Below are 18,187 nucleotides of genomic sequence, written 5' to 3' on the forward strand. Positions count from 1 at the left end.
GTTAAAAAACTTTTTCCTTCTTGTGAAGAAAGTACTAAGCAATTATCTTTGCGTCAATGAGTAAAACAATTATCGCCCAAAAATTTGAACAACTCTCGCCACAGCAAGAGTTGCAAAAATCTATTGACCAGCCTAAAGAAATTAGAGCAAGAATACATGCCAAAGGTTTAATAGGATCGTCTTTATCTTTTATGGTTTCAGAAGCTTTTTTGGCAACTGACAAGCCTTTTTTATTAATCTTTAATGATAAGGAGGAAGCAGCATATCACCTCAACGATCTAGAAGAATTAATAGGAGAAAAGAATGTACTTTTCTACCCGGGAAGTTATCGTAGACCCTACCAAATTGAGGAAACCGATAATGCCAATGTATTGCTTCGTTCTGAGGTGTTAAACCGAATTAACTCTAGAAAGAAACCCGCTGTAATTGTCACTTATCCCGATGCGCTTTTTGAGAAGGTCGTTACTCGTAAAGAGTTAGATAGAAGCACATTAAAAATTACTTTAGGAGATCAACTTTCTATAGATTTTGTAAACGAGGTTTTATTTGAATTTAAATTTAAGCGCGTAGATTTTGTAACCGAACCTGGAGATTTTTCGGTTCGTGGGGGAATTATAGATGTGTTTTCTTTTAGTAATGATGAACCTTATAGAATTGAGTTTTTTGGTGATGAGGTAGAAAGCATTCGTAGTTTTGATGTAGAAACGCAACTTTCTACAGATAAGGTAAAGAAAATCTCGGTGATGCCGAATGTAGAGAACAAACAGTTGGAAGAAGTTAGAGATAGCTTTTTACATTACATTTCTTCTAAAACGGTGGTCTTTATTAAAAACTTAGACCTTTTTGGTGCTCAATTAGATAAATTATTCGCTAAAGCGGAAGAAGCTTTCCAAAAGCTTTCTGAAGATATTAAGCATGGGAAACCCGAAGAGCTATTTTGCAACGCCAACGAAATTAAAAAGCAATTATTAGACTTTTCTACGGTAGAAGTAGGGACTCAGGCTTTTTTAAACCCCACCGCAGTTCATCAATATAAAACTAAACCTCAACCTTCTTTTAATAAGAATTTTGACTTACTCATAGAGAACCTAAGACAAAACCACAACGAAGGTTATACCAATTATATTTTTTGCGCTAGTGAACAACAAGCAAAGCGTTTTCACGATATTTTTGAAGATCAAGAACAAGAAGTACACTATAAAACCATTGTACTTTCCTTGTATCAGGGATTTATAGAAGAGACAAGTAAAATAGTAGGTTATACAGATCACCAAATTTTTGAGCGCTATCATAAGTTTCAGCTTAAAAATGGGTATGCTAAAAAGCAAGCCATTACTATAAAAGAATTAACCAATCTGGAAGTTGGTGATTATGTAACACACATCGATCACGGGATAGGAAAATTTGGCGGTCTTCAAAAGATAGAAGTAGAAGGGAAACAACAAGAAGCCATTAAACTCATTTACGGGGAGCGAGATATTTTATATTTAAGCATACACTCGCTTCATAAAATTTCTAAGTATAATGGTAAAGATGGTAAAGCTCCCAAAATTTACAAACTAGGTAGTAATGCTTGGAAAAATTTAAAGAAAAAAACGAAGGCTAGAGTTAAGCACATTGCTTATAATTTAATTGAACTTTACGCAAAAAGACGATTAGAAAAAGGCTTTGCTTACGGTCCCGATACTCATTTACAACACGAGTTAGAAGCTTCTTTTATTTACGAAGACACACCAGACCAAAGTACTGCTACCCAAGCGGTAAAAGAAGATATGGAAAACGAACGCCCTATGGATCGTTTGGTTTGTGGTGATGTAGGTTTTGGTAAGACAGAAGTTGCCATTCGGGCAGCTTTTAAAGCGGTAGATAATGGTAAACAAGTGGCTGTTTTAGTTCCTACAACGATACTTGCATTTCAGCATCATCAAACATTTACAGAACGTTTAAAAGATCTTCCGGTAACGGTAGATTATTTGAACCGCTTTAGAACGGCAAAAGAGAAAAAACAAGTTCTTGAAGAATTAGAAAATGGTAGAGTTGATATTGTTATAGGAACACATCAATTAGTGAATAAAAATGTAAAATTCAAAGATTTAGGTTTACTCATCGTAGATGAGGAACAAAAATTTGGAGTGGCAGTTAAAGATAAATTAAAGACGATTAAAGAAAATGTAGATACGCTTACGTTAACAGCAACACCTATCCCTAGAACTTTGCAGTTTAGTTTGATGGCGGCTAGAGATTTAAGCACTATTACTACTCCGCCACCTAACCGATATCCTATTGAAAGTCACGTGATTCGTTTTTCTGAAGAAATCATTAGAGATGCTGTTTCTTATGAAATACAACGAGGCGGACAAGTATTCTTTATTCATAACCGTATAGAAAACATAAAGGAAGTAGCAGGAATGTTACAACGTTTGGTTCCCGATGCAAAAATTGGGATAGGTCACGGACAAATGGAGGGGAAGAAACTCGAAAAACTCATGATGAGTTTTATGAATAATGAGTTTGATGTGTTGGTATCGACCACGATTATTGAAAGCGGATTAGATGTAAGTAATGCCAATACTATTTTTATTAATAATGCGAATAATTTTGGATTGTCTGATTTGCACCAAATGCGAGGTCGTGTAGGACGAAGCAACAAGAAAGCATTTTGCTATTTTATTACGCCTCCATATTCTGCTATGACCGACGATGCTAGAAAGAGAATTGGCGCTTTAGAACAGTTTTCTGAGCTTGGCAGCGGATTTAATATTGCAATGAAAGATTTAGAAATTCGCGGTGCTGGAGATTTACTTGGTGGTGAACAAAGTGGTTTCATTAATGAAATTGGCTTTGACACTTATCAGAAAATTTTAAGTGAAGCGATTGACGAATTAAAAGAAAATGAGTTTAAAGATTTATATGCAGATCAGCAAAAAGAAGAAGATAAAATCTATGTAAAAGAAACTCAAATCGATACTAGTTTTGAAATTCTATTCCCCGATGATTACATTAATAATATTAGTGAACGTTTAAACTTATATACCAAACTCAATGAGCTTAAAACCGAAGAAGAACTTCAAAAGTTTGAAAGCGAATTAGAAGATCGTTTTGGAGAATTGCCAACCGAAGCTGTAGATCTTCTCAATAGTGTTCGTGTTAAATGGATAGCTTCACACATTGGAATTGAGAAACTTATCTTAAAACAAGGTAAGATGATTGGTTATTTTATTTCAGATCAACAATCGGCTTTTTATCAAACCAATACGTTTTCTAAAGTTTTACAATACGTACAAGCACACCCGCAGCAGTGTAAAATGAAAGAGAAACAAACCCGTAATGGATTGCGCTTACTCTTAAGTTTTGATAAAATTACCTCAGTTGACAAAGCTTTAAAAGTATTAGAACCACTTAATTTCACCAAAAAGACAGAAAATATAGTGAAAGATGAAGTATAGTATTACTAAGCAAAGCATTGGAGTTTCAATTTTTGTAATTTCAATGAGTTTAATCTTAATTTATTGGTTTGAAATTGAATTTTCAAGGGTATTATTATTATTTCCTATAGGAGTTTTAGGAGGCTTGAGCTCAGTTTTTTATTTGAAGTATTTTAATCCTTCCGTAAAGCTCTTTCCAAACAAATGGATGTTAGAAGGGGTTTTATTTGGTTTATTTTTCTCTTCTATTAATTTAATGAATGGAAAAGCTAAACATATGATTTCCTTATTTCTTATCGGAATAACTATAGGACTTTTAGTTAGGGGTCTTTACTATTGGTGGATGAAAAAGAATGTTAAGCGTTTGCTGAAACACCCTTCAGCTTTTGTTTTTGAAAAAGCAAGTCTTAGGGATATTAATCAAAATACAGTTTTAGGTTTTCTAATTGTTCAAGATAAAGAGCTTATCTTTTTAGATACTTCTAATGATGAAGAATTATGGCGAAAAGAACTGAAATCTATAGAAGCAGAGTTATTAACATCTAAGTGGAACATTCCTAATGAAATTCAATTACTTAAAGAAAATTACTTCATTCAAGTCAATTTTCCACTTTTCTTTATGGATTTGATAGAAGAAAAAAAGTGAATGGATTTTCAAAAATGTAAAAAAGCATTTTCAAAAAATTCGATTTTAGTACCCAATTTATTTTTGATGATGGCTACAATATCAAAGCGTACTTCTACATCTAAATCATTTTCGATAACATAGAAATCGATAGCTTTTACTAGCTGTTGTATCTGTTTTGGTTTTACAAAATCTTGCGGATTACCAAAATCTGGTGTGCTTCGGGTTTTCACTTCTACAGCACATAAAGTATCATTTAGCCGAGCGATAATATCTATTTCTGCTTTTTGATAACGATAGTTACGCTCTAAAATTTTATAACCTTTCTTCTGTAAAAAATCTACTGCAAGCTGCTCTCCTTTTTTTCCTAATTCGTTGTGTTGAGCCATTTATCATAATTTCTACTAAAGATAACCCATTTTACTGAATGTTATATTTTAGACTCACTCCTCCAAAGAAGTTTCTGTCATTCCCTGGATAAAAATAGCGAGGTTCCTTTCCGCCAAACCCAACAGCATTAGGCAATATGCTTATGGCATAAGCTTCATCAAAAAGATTGTTCACTCCTAGATTAAAATGAACATCAAAGTTTTCTAGAATATTTAATCGGTAAGAAGCTTTGAGGTCGATGACTTTATAATTTTCGCTATAAGCGGAATTTTCATCATTCAGCGGAATTTTAGAAACAAACAAAGCATTGCTAAACAAACGTAAGTTTTTATAAAAAATAGCATCTATACCTACATTAATTTTTTCGTTAGGAACTCCAGTAAGTTCATTGCCACTAAAATCGTCACCTTCATCTATAAATTCATCAAATTCATAATCGTTAAATTCTGCAGAAACAAAAGGTAATAGCTGAATTGATGGAGAAATATCCCAGGTATATTGTAGTAAAAGTTCGATACCGTTATGGTCAGTTTTCCCTGCATTTATACCTACATATTGGTCATTTCCTACCCGTTCAGCTACCAATAAATCATTGACCTGAATGGTATAAAGAGCAATTTCAGTATAAAAATTTCTTGTCCAATTTCCTTTAAACCCTACTTCATAATTCCATCCAGTTTCTGGTTGTAAGCTGTTGTTTATTCTCCCATCTGGAGTTAGAGTTTCATCTACAGTTGGAGGAGAAAAACCTTTACTTACATTTAAATAAACATTTTTTTGTTCCGTCAATTCGTATAAAGCCGCAAAGCGTGGAGCTAAAATAGTTTTAAAGCTACCTTCACTGCGCTGCTCTGTATTCGCTTCTGTAAAGAAATCTGTCAAAGTATAGTTGGTGCTATTTACGTTAAGTCCTCCTATTAAATTAAGTTTAGGAGTTACTTGAAAATCTATTTGGGCAAAGGCATTTATGTTATTTCGGTCTTGTTCTACATTAGCAATTCTATCTCCTTCTACGCTTCCTTGGTTGGGAAAATCTTCATACAAATTCTCAAAATTACTCCCCTCATAATTTTCTTGTAGAAATTCTGCTCCTAAGCTCGCTTTAAACGGAATTTCAAATACTCGATGTTGATAATCAAAACGAGATCTTGCTCCCCAATTAAATGTTTCTTGCTGTAAAATATCAAAAGGTCGTGGTTCGTAAGCGTCTTTGTAGTTAGTAAAAACACTTGTGGTTTGCTCTAATTGATTAGAAAATTGATAGTGATAAGAAAGCCCCAATAATAGTTTATCATAAGATTCATAACCTTTGGCCGATTTCCAAGTGAATGCAGCTTGTCGCGGATCTTCTTCATAAGCTGATAAACTAATAGAGCTTGGAATGAATGCCTTTAACCTTGTAAAGTTCCCTAAAAAACTAAGATTCGATTTTTCTGATAAATAAAGCTTTCCGTTAAGGTGAAAAGATTTTCTATCATAATCTGAGTTTTCCCTATAACCTTCTTGTTCTAAATGATTGTAGTTGGCAAAAATGGAAGCTTTTTGTGTAGCAAATCCTGCGCTTATAGATTTTTTAAGTAATTGATAACTTCCTACATCTGTAGAAATTTTAGCAAAAGTTTTTTCCTTTCCAGGATCTGCAGAAATCAAATGAATAACTCCGCCAAGTCCAGATCCATATAAGCTAGAGTTTGGTCCTTTAATAATTTCAACACGTTCAATAGCATCGAGATCGATGTCATTAATAACCGTTTCTCCGTCTCCGCTTGAAAGCGGAATTTCATTGAAATAAGCTTTTACCCTATTTGTACCGTATTGTGCTCTCGCTCCAATCCCTCTAATGGTAATTCTATTTGTGTTTAGTGCACCTGTTTGGGTATAAACCCCTGGAACTCGATTAAAAGACTGCGTGGTTAATGTTGGAGAACTTCTTTGTAGTTCGGTTTTATTTAGCAAGCTTACCGATGCTGGAGTTTTCTTCAATTCTCCCTTTACAGAACTACTTTGCAAATAAACTTCTTCTAGAGAAGTGCTGTCTTTTACTTGTTGAGCTAATGAGTTGTATACACTTATGCACGCAAGCGTAGTTCCGTAAAGAAAATTTTTAAATTTCAAAGGCTTAAATATAAAGGTTACTTTTCGGTTGAATTTGCTGCTACTCGCCAAACAATTCCAGAGTCATCGTCAGAGACAAGTAAAGAACCATCTTGTAATTGAGTAACTCCAACTGGTCTTCCTTTTACTTTTGCATCTTCTTCATTGGCGATAAAACCTGTTAAGAAATCTTGAGGCTTTTGCGGATTTCCACTCGCATCAAACGGAATAAAAACCACTTTATAACCGCTTAAAGTAGATCTATTCCACGATCCATGCTGACCTATAAATGCTCCGTTTTTATATTTACTAGGAAAAGCATCTGCTGTATAAAATGTAAGTCCAATGGAAGCCGTGTGCGATCCTAGAGGAACATCTGGTATAATAGCTTTGTTAACTAATTCATTGTGTGGTTCATCTTTCCAACGAGGATCTTTAATTTGACCATAATATGAATAAGGCCAACCGTAAAAACCACCCTCCTTTACACTCGTAGCATAATCTGGCACTAGATTGTCGCCTATTTCATCACGCTCATTTACTGCAGCCCAAAGTTGATTCGTTACTGGGTTCCAATCGATTCCTATAGGGTTTCTTATTCCTGAAGCATAAATTTTCTCTCCAGTTCCGTCAGGGTTGACTTCAAGGATTGCCGCTCTACGCTCTTCCTTTTCCATTCCGTGCTCGCCTACATTACTCGACGAGCCTACAGTGATGTAAAACTTACTTTTGTCTTTATTAGTAATCATGTTACGCGTCCAGTGATGATTGTAACCACCCGCAGGAAGTTTCACGACTAATTCTCCTTCTCCTCTTAATTGATTTTCTCCTTCTTGGTAGGGAAATTTAACTACGCCATCGACATTAGCTACATAAAAATAATCTTCGTGAATTAACATCCCAAAAGGCTGGTTAAGTCCTTCTTTAAACACATGTTTTTCTTCGGGTGAACCATCTTTATTGGTATCTCTAAAAAGAGTGATTCTATTGGCACTTTTTTTAGCATCGTCAGATTCGGCTATAAAAATATCTCCGTTAGGCCCTACATAAATCCAACGCGGGTGTTCTAAGTTTTCAGCAAACCTAGTAACTGTAAATCCATCTGGAGCGGTTGGAGTTTCACCGTCTTTCCATCCTACATTTTCTGAACGTTTGGTTACCGATTCAGATGAAAATGGTGCAGGTAGGGTTAAAGCACCTACTGCAGTTTCTACAGTAGTAGAAGTACTATCTTGAGCAATTTCTTTCTTTTCTTCTTTTGAAATCTTCGTTTCACTCTTACAATTGAACAAAAATATAGTGGTTAATGCTACGCAACTTAAAAGGAGTTTTCTTTTCATAATAGATCAATTTTCTACTAAAATACTTGAAAATTCACGACTTGCTAAAACATAACTTATAGATTAATAAATGTTTAACAGAAGAAGGTCTTTAGTTAAATGTAGCTCATATAACATTCGTTTGAAGTGACTTTTAAGGAAATTTTTCTCCCTAGCATAATAGCTCGATTGTCTTCAATATGACCGACAGGAAAGTTAAATGCGATAGGAAAATCATAATTGGTAACCGTTTCAGCAATAATTTCTTCGGCGGTTTTTCCAAAAGGAATTGCATTATCATTCATATCGCTCATCCCGCCAATGATTAATCCATTGAGGTTTTTAAACCAATCGGTACGTTTTAGGTTTTGCATCATTCGGTCGATATGATAAAGGTATTCATCTAAATCTTCAATAAAGAGAATTTTCCCTCGAGTGTCTAAATCAGATTTACTTCCGATAAGGGAAAAAAGCACCGATAAATTTCCGCCAATGATTTGACCTTCGCCAATTCCGTTTCGGTTCAGTTTATGATGAGAAAAGGTGTAATCCACTGCTTCCCCAAAAAGATTTTTTCTTAAGGTTTCTCGGGTGAGATTTGATTTGTTTTCTATGTTTATACAAATTTGCGCGTGTAATGTTGAAATCCCTATGTTATGAATATGAGAATGCAAAGCCGTAATATCGCTGTAACCTATAATCCATTTTGGATTTTTCAAGAAAGCCGTAAAATCTAATTGATCTAAGATTCGTACTGTGCCATATCCTCCTTTTGCACACCAAATCGCTTTAATATTTGGATCGTTTAGCTGCCGCTGAAAATCTTCTGCGCGTTCTTTATCGTGTCCTGCAAATTGATTTTCTTCTAGACCAATACTAGAACCAATCACCGCAGTTAATCCCCAAGTTTTTAATAGATTGATCACAGGTTGCAATTCTTCTTTTTTTACTTTTCTTGCGGTGGCTACAATGGCAACTTGGTCTCCGTTAGTTAGTATTTGTGGTATTTTCATTAAAAAAAAATAAAGCTTATTTTTAATAATTAATCTTGGTAATAGTATTATTGAATTTAATCATCAAAATTTTCAGAATTGAATAATTTACCTCTATAATATCCAGAAAAATCAAATTCTGTATCATCATCTATTCCTTGAGCTTTTTTGGCTTTTCCAGTTAATTTTACTGCATAATTTCCATCGTCAAATTTGGTAACCTTTAATTTACCATCAGATACATAATAAGCTTTTAAACTATCATTTTTTCCAGGTTCTACATTAATTGCAAATAAAGATCCTGTTATTAATCCGTTAGTATTAGACCCTTCAGATCTTGCTTTTACTTGGAAGGCATTATAGGGTTCATTTGTAGGTTTTCCCTCTTTATCTAAAGGGGAATTATATAAAACTACCTCATAATCATAAATAGGATTGAAATCAGTATACCTTAACATTTTTGCATCCATTAGGGGATAACTAATTCCATTCAAAGTGATTTCATTTTCTTTATTAATTCTATCATCAGGATTACAGGATATTATGCCCAAAACAAGAGATAATAACAATAAAAATTTACTTAGATTTTTCATTATTTTTAATATATAAGGTTAGTATCGTTAATCATTTATAAAATGCAATCGATATTCTAAAAAACCGAAGTTTTTAGCTTCTTTGCTTCGGTTATTTTAAAATATCTAACCAAATAACTAAACGTCTCCAAGAAATTTACCTTTTAGGTTATCGATAGATTTTGGTACTCTACATTATCATTTTTATTACAAGCAATATGATGAAACTAAAATGAATTAAGACGCATAATGATTTAAAGTCTTTCTTGTCTGTGTAATTAGTTTGATCATAACGAATATAAGAGATAATTATAATAAAAATAACAAGACTTACACAATTCATTTAACGTTTGTCTTTTCATACCTTTGCAACCTAAAATACTAAAGAAATGAGCACACCAAAAAGATATACGATTACCGCAGCATTACCTTATACCAACGGACCTATACATATTGGTCATTTAGCAGGAGTTTATGTGCCTGCCGATATTTATTCTCGTTACCTAAAAATGCGTGGCGAAGATGTGGTTTTTGTATGTGGTAGTGATGAACACGGTGTGCCGATTACCATAAAAGCCAAAAAAGAAGGGGTTTCTCCTCAAGATGTGGTAGATAAATATGACGGAATCATACGTCAATCTTTTCAAGATTTTGGGATTGAGTTTGATAATTACTCGAGAACTTCTGGAAAAACACATCATAAAACAGCTTCTGAGTTTTTCAAGAAATTATATGAAGAAGGTAAGTTTATCGAAGAGGTAACCGAACAATTGTATGATGATGAAGCGCAGCAATTTTTAGCCGATCGTTTTGTATTGGGAACATGCCCAAAATGTGGAAATGAAGAAAGCTATGGCGATCAATGTGAAAAATGCGGAACTTCTCATAATGCAACCGATTTAATTAATCCTAAATCTGCTATTACAGGAAATATACCGGTTTTAAAAGAAACTAGACACTGGTTTTTACCTCTAGATCAATACGAACCTTGGTTAAAAGAATGGATTTTAGAAGGTCATAAAAAAAACTGGAAGTCTAATGTGTACGGACAATGTAAATCTTGGATCGATGATGGATTACGCCCGCGCGCTGTCACAAGAGATTTAGATTGGGGAATTCCCGTTCCTGTCGAAGGAGGTGATGGTAAAGTATTATATGTATGGTTCGACGCTCCTATAGGGTATATTTCTGCTACTAAAGAATGGGCAGAAAAAGAAAATAAAGATTGGGAGCCTTATTGGAAAGATGAAGATACCAAACTGGTACACTTTATCGGGAAAGACAATATCGTTTTTCACTGTATCATTTTCCCGGCGATGTTAAAGGCCGAAGGAAGCTATATTTTACCAGACAATGTACCTGCCAATGAATTTTTAAACCTAGAAGGCAACAAACTTTCTACGTCTAAAAATTGGGCGGTTTGGTTACACGAATATTTAGAAGATTTCCCAGGGAAAGAAGATGTATTACGTTATGTACTCACAGCTAATGCTCCCGAAACTAAAGACAACGACTTTACGTGGAAAGATTTTCAGCAAAGAAATAATAGCGAGTTAGTAGCTATTTTTGGAAACTTTATTAATCGTGTGGCTGTTTTAACCCATAAGTATTATGATGGTAAAGTTCCCGCTGCTGCGGAATTAAAAGAAATAGACGAGCAAACCTTAGCAGAATTAAAAGCATATCCTGCAGTAATAGCTAGTTCTATTGAAAAGTATCGTTTTAGAGAAGCACAAGCCGAAATGATGAACGTAGCTCGACTAGGGAATAAATACTTAGCCGATGAAGAACCTTGGAAAACATTTAAAACCGATGCCGAGCGTACAAAAACAGTGATGTATGTAGCACTTCAAATTGCTGCGGCTTTAGCTACATTGAGTAAACCATTTTTGCCTTTTACATCAGGTAAGCTTAATAAAATGTTGAATTTAGAAGGTGCAAATTTCGATTGGAATGATATTTCTTCTGAAAAAGCTTTACTAGAAGAAGGACATCAAATCGCTAAAGCGGAATTGTTATTTAGTAAAGTTGAAGATGCCGAAATAGAAAAACAATTAGAAAAATTAGAAGCAACTAAAAAAGCCAATGCAGCCGAAGTGGAAGCAGCAGAGCCACAAAAAGAAATCGCCACTTTTGAAGATTTTACAAAAATGGATTTGCGTGTAGGAACTATTGTTGAAGCAGAAAAGATGCCTAAAACAAAAAAGCTTTTAATTTTAAAAGTCGATACAGGGATAGATACAAGAACAATTGTATCAGGAATCGCCGAAAGCTTTAAACCCGAAGATATTGTCGGTAAAAAAGTTACCGTTTTGGTGAATTTAGCACCAAGAAAATTGAGAGGTACAATGAGTGAAGGAATGATTTTAATGACCGAAAATGTAGATGGTAAATTAGTATTTGTCAACCCAGATGAAGAAAATGTAAAAAGCGGAAAAATTATTTCTTAGACTTTTAATTTGGTTAAAAACCTGAGGTTTTGGAAGATGCTATTTGCAAGTATTGCAAAGAGAGAGTAGAATATAGCTTAATAGATGAGTTAACTCGAGTTCAAAAAAATGAAAAACATTCTCAGAATATAGATATAATTTTAGATGCTTAAAATAGCTTTTCATCCTAGTTATGCTCACCCTTTGCCTGCTAAGCATCGTTTTCCTATGGAAAAGTATGAACTACTTCCGCAACAATTGCTTTATGAGGGAACGTGTGAACCTGATAATTTCTTTGAACCCGAAGTTTCAAATGATAAATATATTCTAGCCATTCACGACGCCGAGTATTACTATGATTTTTTAAACCTAAAATTAACTCAGAAAGAAATACGAAGAACAGGTTTTCCACTTTCGCGGAGTTTAGTTGAGCGTGAACGTTTAATTGCTGGAGGGACAGTTCAGGCTGCGCTATATGCATTAGAGCATGGGGCCGCAATGAATATTGCAGGAGGAACTCACCATGCTTATAGTAATAGAGGAGAGGGTTTTTGTATGTTAAACGATCAGGCTATTGCAGCGCAATATTTACTTGACCAAGGCTTAGCCACAAAAATACTAATTGTAGATTTAGATGTTCACCAAGGAAATGGAACAGCGGAAATATTTGAAAACAATCCCGCAGTCTTTACTTTTTCCATGCACGGTGAAAAAAACTATCCCTTCCGTAAAGAAAAATCAGATTTTGATATTGGATTACCTAATGGAACAAATGATGAAGTCTATTTAACCAAATTAAAAGAAATATTGCCTAATTTATTAGAAAAGGTAAAACCTGACTTTGTCTTTTATTTAAGTGGAGTGGATGTCTTAGCTACAGATAAACTAGGAAAATTAAGTTTAAGTATTGATGGGTGTAAAGAAAGAGATCGATACGTATTACAAAATTTAAATGATATGAATTTACCCGTGCAAATTAGTATGGGTGGAGGTTATTCTAAAGAAATAAAACATATTGTAGAAGCTCACGCTAATACTTATCGGTTAGCACAAAAAATTTGCTTCTAACTTTTCCAATTGTGACCTTGGAGTGCCATAGCAGCTTTTAGGACATCTTTTTGACTTATAAGTCCAACCAATTTTCCATTTTCACAAACGGGAAATCTTCTTATTTTTAAGGTCAAAAATTTATTGGCCATATCAAACAAATGCATATCTGGGGTTACGGTTTCTACATTTTTTATCATGTAATTTTCAACATTCATATTATCCATAGGTTGGTTGTAATATCGTGATTCAGAAACTTGTTTTATACAATCTCCTTCAGAAATTATCCCAATAACTTCATTATGTTCATTAACTACTGGACCACCAGAAATTCTATGTTTCAATAAAGTCTCCATAACTTCTAATACACTTTGACCTTTAGAAAACTTGTGCATATTTACGGTCATAAAATCTTTAACCGTAATATTTTCTGAGGCTTTAGGTTCTTGAGCTGTTTTGGCTTTAAAATTTTTGATTCCCATAATTTGTTTATTTGGAGTAACTTAAATTTAGTGAAATCAGCTCAATAATAAAAATTAAATTTATAAAATAAAAAAACGCTCCAATCTTGGAGCGTTTTTTATGATAAGTACAATATCTAATTATACTATGAACAATCCAGCTATCGTAGAAGCTTCATCTCCTGTTAAGGTTTCATCATATGCTTCTGTAGAAGAATCAACGGTAAATGGCGATCCACTACCCAAAGTAGTAACATCTACTCCACCTTGAATTATATTTTCTTCACCATTATAAACCGCTTGAGTATCTGCAGGCATACCTGCTCCTCTTTCATTACCAGTAATCCAACCTTGAAGTCCTCTCAATCTTCTAATTTCTGAAGCGTGTCTTGCTTCTACAGAGTGAATTTGCAAAGCAGCCGTTAGTAAAGCATCATTCCCCATTAATGCACCAGCTTGTCCTTTATAGGCTCTAACCCCAGTATCTTCAAAAGCTTGCGCTAATGCTAAAAGTTGAGCGTATGCTGTTGCCTGTCCTGTGCCATTCTCATTAAATGGATCAAAAGATCCTCCTGCCGTAAAATCGAAGGTTGGTTCATCAACTGGAGTTTCTCCTAAAGAGACTAAAGTATCTTGCAATAATGTAACGTGTGCAGATTCGTGTAAAGAAATTTGCTCATATATAGCGTTTGCTTTACCTGTTCCATCTTCATCTAATACATTAGAATTTAGCGCTTGTAGATAAAAGCTAGCTTCTAAATATTCTAACGTTAAGGCTAATTGTAATGCTCCCACAGCTTCTGTACTTTGAAACATCGTTGCAGCTTTAGCTTTATTTGTTACGGTAGCCATCCCAAATGGTACAGCAGCTAGAGCTGCTTTTTTTCCTAAAGAAGAAAAAGTACTTAATGCGTCTCTCCTAGAAGAACCTTTATTTGAAAGGTTTTCTGATGTAAATTCGTCTAAAAATTTTATAATATTCATAATGTTGTTTTTAAAAATTATTGAAAATGTGTTATTTATTGTTATTTACGGCAATTGGTTTGCTGTAAACGGTGTAACAATAAATCCTCCTGCTGCATTAATGATAACCGACGGGTCTTCTGCTCCATCTAACCCTGTATTGGGATCTACTGCATCATCTCCAGCAAAAAGCTTAAAATCTCCCATATCATTACCTCTAATGCTTCTAATCGCTGCAGCATGCCTCGCTTCTACAGAAACAATTTTACCTGCAATGACAAGGTAAGCGGCAGTTTCAATAATTTTTCCAGCACCATTATAAGCTTTAACTCCTGTGTCTTCTAGAAGTTGTGCAGTCTCGAGGACAGAATTTCTATTACTGAAATCTACACTTTCAAAATTAAATTCTAACGACTCTGGAAGTACTAAATCGGCGTCAAAATTTGCATTTAACGCGGCTTTAAAGAACTCTCTGTGGTTAACTTCATGGTTATACAAATCTTGTAAAATTTGTTTCTCTTCTGAAGCAGCACCATTCCAATACGAACCATTTACGACTCTAGTGTAAAACTCAGCTTCTAATTGTTCTAACGCATAAGCATAATTAAGAACTCCTAAATCTCCACCACCTAAATCAAATGTATTTGGGTCTGGATCTACCGGAGTAAAATCATCATCATTACTACAGGCAAGTAAAACACCCGATCCTGCAAGTGCGATACCACTCATTTTTAAAAATCTTCTACGATTATTATTAATCGCTTCTACTTTAATCTTTTTGTTTTTCATAATACTAAAAGTTTTGTTGATCGACTAAACTTACGCAGGAACAAAAGGTTTGGTTTTTAATTAGTTGCCAAATTTGTTGTGAAACTTGTTAAAAAGAGTTAAAAAGATTGATAATATCTCCTTATTATGTTTTCGTTATGAAATGTGGAGTGTTACTTCTCCCCAATCATCAATAATTCTTGACAAACTACTTCAGTAATATATCTTTTTTCTCCGGTTTTAGTTTCATAGCTTCTTGATGTTAATTTCCCTTCAATTACTACTTCTTTCCCTTTAGTGAGAAAGTTTTCTGTGAGTTCAGCTACTTTCCCCCACGCAATTACATTGTGCCATTGAGTATCGGTAATTTTTTCTCCTTGCGCATTTTTGTAAGTTTCATTTGTTGCAATAGAAAATTTGGCTAATTTCTTACCACTTTCTAAAGCAATAACTTCTGGATCATTTCCTAAGTTTCCAATTAACTGTACTTTGTTTTTTAATGAATTCATAATAATAAAATTTAAAAGTGTTGATTTTCGTTCGTTCATTTCAACAGGGCAAATATGGTAACAAACACAAATTTTATTAGGTTGATAAATAGTTGCTTACGTTTAATTTCGTTTGCAAACATTTGTAGTCGTTTAAAAACAGGTTTATTATGTTTAAAAAATTGAGCCGTTTTTCTCTTATAAATCAATAACTTTATAAAATGGAAAATCTAAGCGTAGCAATCATACAGACAGAATTAAAATGGGAAGATATTGATGAAAATCTTCTTCGGTTAACCGAAAAATTAAATCAAGTAAGTGATACAGACCTTATCATTTTACCCGAAATGTTTAGTACAGGATTTACGATGAATGCAAAACTTGTAGCTGAAAGAGAATCTGGTAAAGCGGTTAATTGGCTTATTAAAATGGCTACTTCTAAAAATACGGCAATAACGGGAAGTTTAGTGATTGAAGAAAATGGGAATTATTATAATCGGCTTTTTTTTGTATTTCCTAATGGTAAGTATGAAACTTATGATAAAAAACATTTGTTCACCTTAGCAAAGGAACACGAGCATTATTCCGCGGGAAGCGAAAAAATTATTGTTAATTATAAAGGTTTTAAAATTTGTCCTTTAGTATGCTACGATTTGCGATTTCCCGTATGGATAAGAAATGTGGAAGAGTATGACTTACTCATATTTGTAGCCAATTGGCCAAATAAAAGGGTCAAGGCTTGGGATGCTCTCTTAAAGGCACGCTCTATAGAAAATATGTGTTATACGATTGGCGTTAACCGAGTTGGCTTAGATGGTAATGATCATCTTTACAGTGGTCACTCTGCTGTTTATGATGCTTTAGGAGAAAAAATATCTAAAGAAAATAAAGAAACAGGGTTTATAGAAAAAGTGACTTTAAGTTTAGAGTCTGTAACAAAAACTAGAAAAGATTTCGGTTTTTTAAGAGATCGAGATGCTTTTAATTTAATATAAAAGATTCATTAATATCCCAATTGGCTCTCATTTCAATAAGTTTTGGGAAATAAATAATCTGCTCGGGTTTGGTCTGGTTTAAGTAATTACCAGTATCCCATTTTCCATTATCGTTGCGATCGTAAATTAGCCTTGCTTTGTATTTTCCAGGTTTTATGTGTTCAAAATAAAAGGAACTGCCGTCTTCTTCTTGGTGAATACTTTGTTTAATGACATTTCCTTTGTTATCGACCACCTCTACAATAATAGGATAAGTCTTTACATTAGAAATATTTAATGACAAGGTTCCCAAATCGGCAATAGCAGGGGTTTTTACTCGATATTTTAAAGTATCATTAGGCTTATCGTAAAAATCCGTAAAGGCACTAGGTAGCAATTGAATGTAGTAAGTTTCTTTTTCGGTTTTATCAAAATCAATCATTAACTTATTTTCTAAAGCTAATAATCGCGAAGAAAATTTTACCACAATAGAGTCTTTATTTAAAATGCTAATCTTATTACTATCAATAGCTTTAAAAGGAATATTAGCTGTGAGTCCAAAATCTTCTTTTAAGTTGATTGAACTCTCATTAAGCTTCTTTATTTCTATAGAATCTTTATACAATTCCTTCATTCTAGTAATTACCGTATCTTGATAATCAAGCTGAGTAATCTTTACAGTTAGACTATCCTCTTTAATAACGGGTTGATACCAAAAATGCAAAGTATCTTTTTCTAAATCTTTAACAATTTGTGTATTAAACTGACTGGGATCTGGATCTAAAATCTCAATCTCAAGACTGTCATTTAATAAGCCTTCATAACCATACACCACATGATTGGCAGCTATTTGTTTGCTTTTGCTTACGCGGAATTTTTTCTGTTCCTTAAAAATACTAAATTCTAAGTTTCTGTTTGTAGGCAGGGTAAGAGTATCTTCAAGAAAGTCAATTTTATCTTCTAAAGGATTGAATAAATAATTAGAGTTTTTATCCTTTAAGGCAATCACTCTATACTTTCCTTCCTTCATATTTTCAATCTGAAAAGAATTGGTAGAATCTTGAGTATAGCCTATGTAAGTAGGAGGTTCTTGATATATAATCGAATCGGTATAATTTTCATTTATTTCATATAATAAAACCGAAATAAATTCTTCAGTTTCTGACTCAAAAGCATCTTTTACTGTTCCAGAAACATTTAAAGAATCAATATAACTTCCTGTTGAAAATACATATTTAAAAAACGGTAAAGGGTTTTCTTCATTATTGTCTATAATACTGTTTCCAAAATTAATCGTGTACGTAGTGTTTTCCTTTAAAGAATCCCCTAGATGAATGGTTACGTATTTTTTCGGACTTCCTTGCGGAGAAATCGTAGGCCTAGGGTCTATAGGTGGCGAAATAATAATTTGCTTTTGGGCGTCCTCAAGTTTAATGAACTCATCAAAATAAATTCTTATTTCCTCATTTTTAAAATTGGTGCTAAAGTTTTCTGGGGAAGAATTTATAAACACAGGAGGGATCGTATCTAAATCTCCACCCGTAGGCATACCTCTTTTGGCGCAATTAGAAAATGCTGAAAATACCAAAAGGCAAATCACGAAGTATAAAAAGCGCTGTAATCGCATATCACCAAATTTT

15 protein-coding genes are annotated in these 18,187 nt (G+C 33.8%); 5 read left to right on the forward strand and 10 right to left on the reverse strand.

Going from position 1 to position 18,187, the window contains the following annotated elements:
* Positions 1-56: 56 nt before the first annotated feature.
* Together mfd and FT986_RS03130 are read left to right on the forward strand one after the other, a co-directional pair.
* On the forward strand, positions 57-3,446 hold the full coding sequence (gene mfd, locus FT986_RS03125; protein ID WP_147863790.1) for a transcription-repair coupling factor: 3,390 nt from the start codon (positions 57-59) through the stop codon (positions 3,444-3,446).
* Positions 3,436-4,071 (forward strand): hypothetical protein, encoded by a 636-nt coding sequence (locus tag FT986_RS03130; RefSeq protein WP_147863791.1) that lies wholly within the window; start codon positions 3,436-3,438, stop codon positions 4,069-4,071. Before mfd ends, FT986_RS03130 begins: the two co-directional genes overlap by 11 nt.
* 8 nt (positions 4,072-4,079) lie before the next feature.
* On the opposite strand, the gene FT986_RS03135 is transcribed toward FT986_RS03130, so the two are convergent.
* The 5 genes from FT986_RS03135 to FT986_RS03155 form a co-directional block, all read right to left on the reverse strand.
* Positions 4,080-4,439: a YraN family protein gene (locus tag FT986_RS03135; RefSeq protein WP_147863792.1), complete on the reverse strand. Its 360-nt coding sequence runs from the start codon at positions 4,437-4,439 to the stop codon at positions 4,080-4,082.
* Between the two features lie 31 nt (positions 4,440-4,470).
* Positions 4,471-6,555, reverse strand: a complete 2,085-nt coding sequence (locus tag FT986_RS03140; protein WP_187248560.1) for a TonB-dependent receptor — start codon at positions 6,553-6,555, stop codon at positions 4,471-4,473.
* Between the two features lie 17 nt (positions 6,556-6,572).
* Positions 6,573-7,874: a sorbosone dehydrogenase family protein gene (locus FT986_RS03145; protein ID WP_147863794.1), complete on the reverse strand. Its 1,302-nt coding sequence runs from the start codon at positions 7,872-7,874 to the stop codon at positions 6,573-6,575.
* Positions 7,875-7,969: 95 nt separating this feature from the next.
* Entirely contained in the window at positions 7,970-8,866 is an 897-nt protein-coding gene (locus FT986_RS03150; RefSeq protein ID WP_147863795.1) for an LD-carboxypeptidase, read from the reverse strand.
* Between the two features lie 56 nt (positions 8,867-8,922).
* Complete coding sequence (locus FT986_RS03155) at positions 8,923-9,438, reverse strand: hypothetical protein (RefSeq protein ID WP_147863796.1); 516 nt, start codon at positions 9,436-9,438, stop codon at positions 8,923-8,925.
* Between the two features lie 368 nt (positions 9,439-9,806).
* Here FT986_RS03155 and metG point away from each other — a divergent pair, with 368 nt between their 5' ends.
* Together metG and FT986_RS03165 are read left to right on the forward strand one after the other, a co-directional pair.
* Positions 9,807-11,867 (forward strand): methionine--tRNA ligase, encoded by a 2,061-nt coding sequence (gene metG, locus FT986_RS03160; protein ID WP_147863797.1) that lies wholly within the window; start codon positions 9,807-9,809, stop codon positions 11,865-11,867.
* 144 nt (positions 11,868-12,011) lie between these two features.
* Complete coding sequence (locus tag FT986_RS03165; protein WP_147863798.1) at positions 12,012-12,914, forward strand: histone deacetylase; 903 nt, start codon at positions 12,012-12,014, stop codon at positions 12,912-12,914.
* Here the strand turns inward: FT986_RS03165 and FT986_RS03170 are convergent.
* The 4 genes from FT986_RS03170 to FT986_RS03185 all read right to left on the reverse strand — a co-directional run bounded on the left by FT986_RS03170 (position 12,911) and on the right by FT986_RS03185 (position 15,594).
* Complete coding sequence (locus FT986_RS03170; RefSeq protein ID WP_147863799.1) at positions 12,911-13,375, reverse strand: CBS domain-containing protein; 465 nt, start codon at positions 13,373-13,375, stop codon at positions 12,911-12,913. The genes FT986_RS03165 and FT986_RS03170 overlap by 4 nt on opposite strands.
* Positions 13,376-13,495: 120 nt before the next feature.
* Positions 13,496-14,338, reverse strand: a complete 843-nt coding sequence (locus tag FT986_RS03175; protein WP_147863800.1) for a ferritin-like domain-containing protein — start codon at positions 14,336-14,338, stop codon at positions 13,496-13,498.
* Positions 14,339-14,383: 45 nt separating this feature from the next.
* Positions 14,384-15,106 (reverse strand): ferritin-like domain-containing protein, encoded by a 723-nt coding sequence (locus FT986_RS03180; protein WP_147863801.1) that lies wholly within the window; start codon positions 15,104-15,106, stop codon positions 14,384-14,386.
* Positions 15,107-15,258: 152 nt separating this feature from the next.
* Entirely contained in the window at positions 15,259-15,594 is a 336-nt protein-coding gene (locus FT986_RS03185; RefSeq protein ID WP_147863802.1) for a single-stranded DNA-binding protein, read from the reverse strand.
* Between the two features lie 200 nt (positions 15,595-15,794).
* Here FT986_RS03185 and FT986_RS03190 point away from each other — a divergent pair, with 200 nt between their 5' ends.
* A complete protein-coding gene (locus FT986_RS03190) occupies positions 15,795-16,568 on the forward strand; it encodes an amidohydrolase (protein WP_147863803.1) in 774 nt (257 codons plus the stop codon).
* On the opposite strand, the gene FT986_RS03195 is transcribed toward FT986_RS03190, so the two are convergent.
* Positions 16,555-18,174 carry an Ig-like domain-containing protein gene (locus FT986_RS03195; protein ID WP_147863804.1) on the reverse strand — a complete coding sequence of 540 codons (1,620 nt, stop codon included), beginning with the start codon at positions 18,172-18,174 and terminating at the stop codon, positions 16,555-16,557. The genes FT986_RS03190 and FT986_RS03195 overlap by 14 nt on opposite strands.
* Positions 18,175-18,187: the final 13 nt, after the last annotated feature.

The sequence above is a fragment of the Mesonia sp. K4-1 genome (genome assembly GCF_008017825.1).
Lineage (GTDB): Bacteria > Bacteroidota > Bacteroidia > Flavobacteriales > Flavobacteriaceae > Mesonia.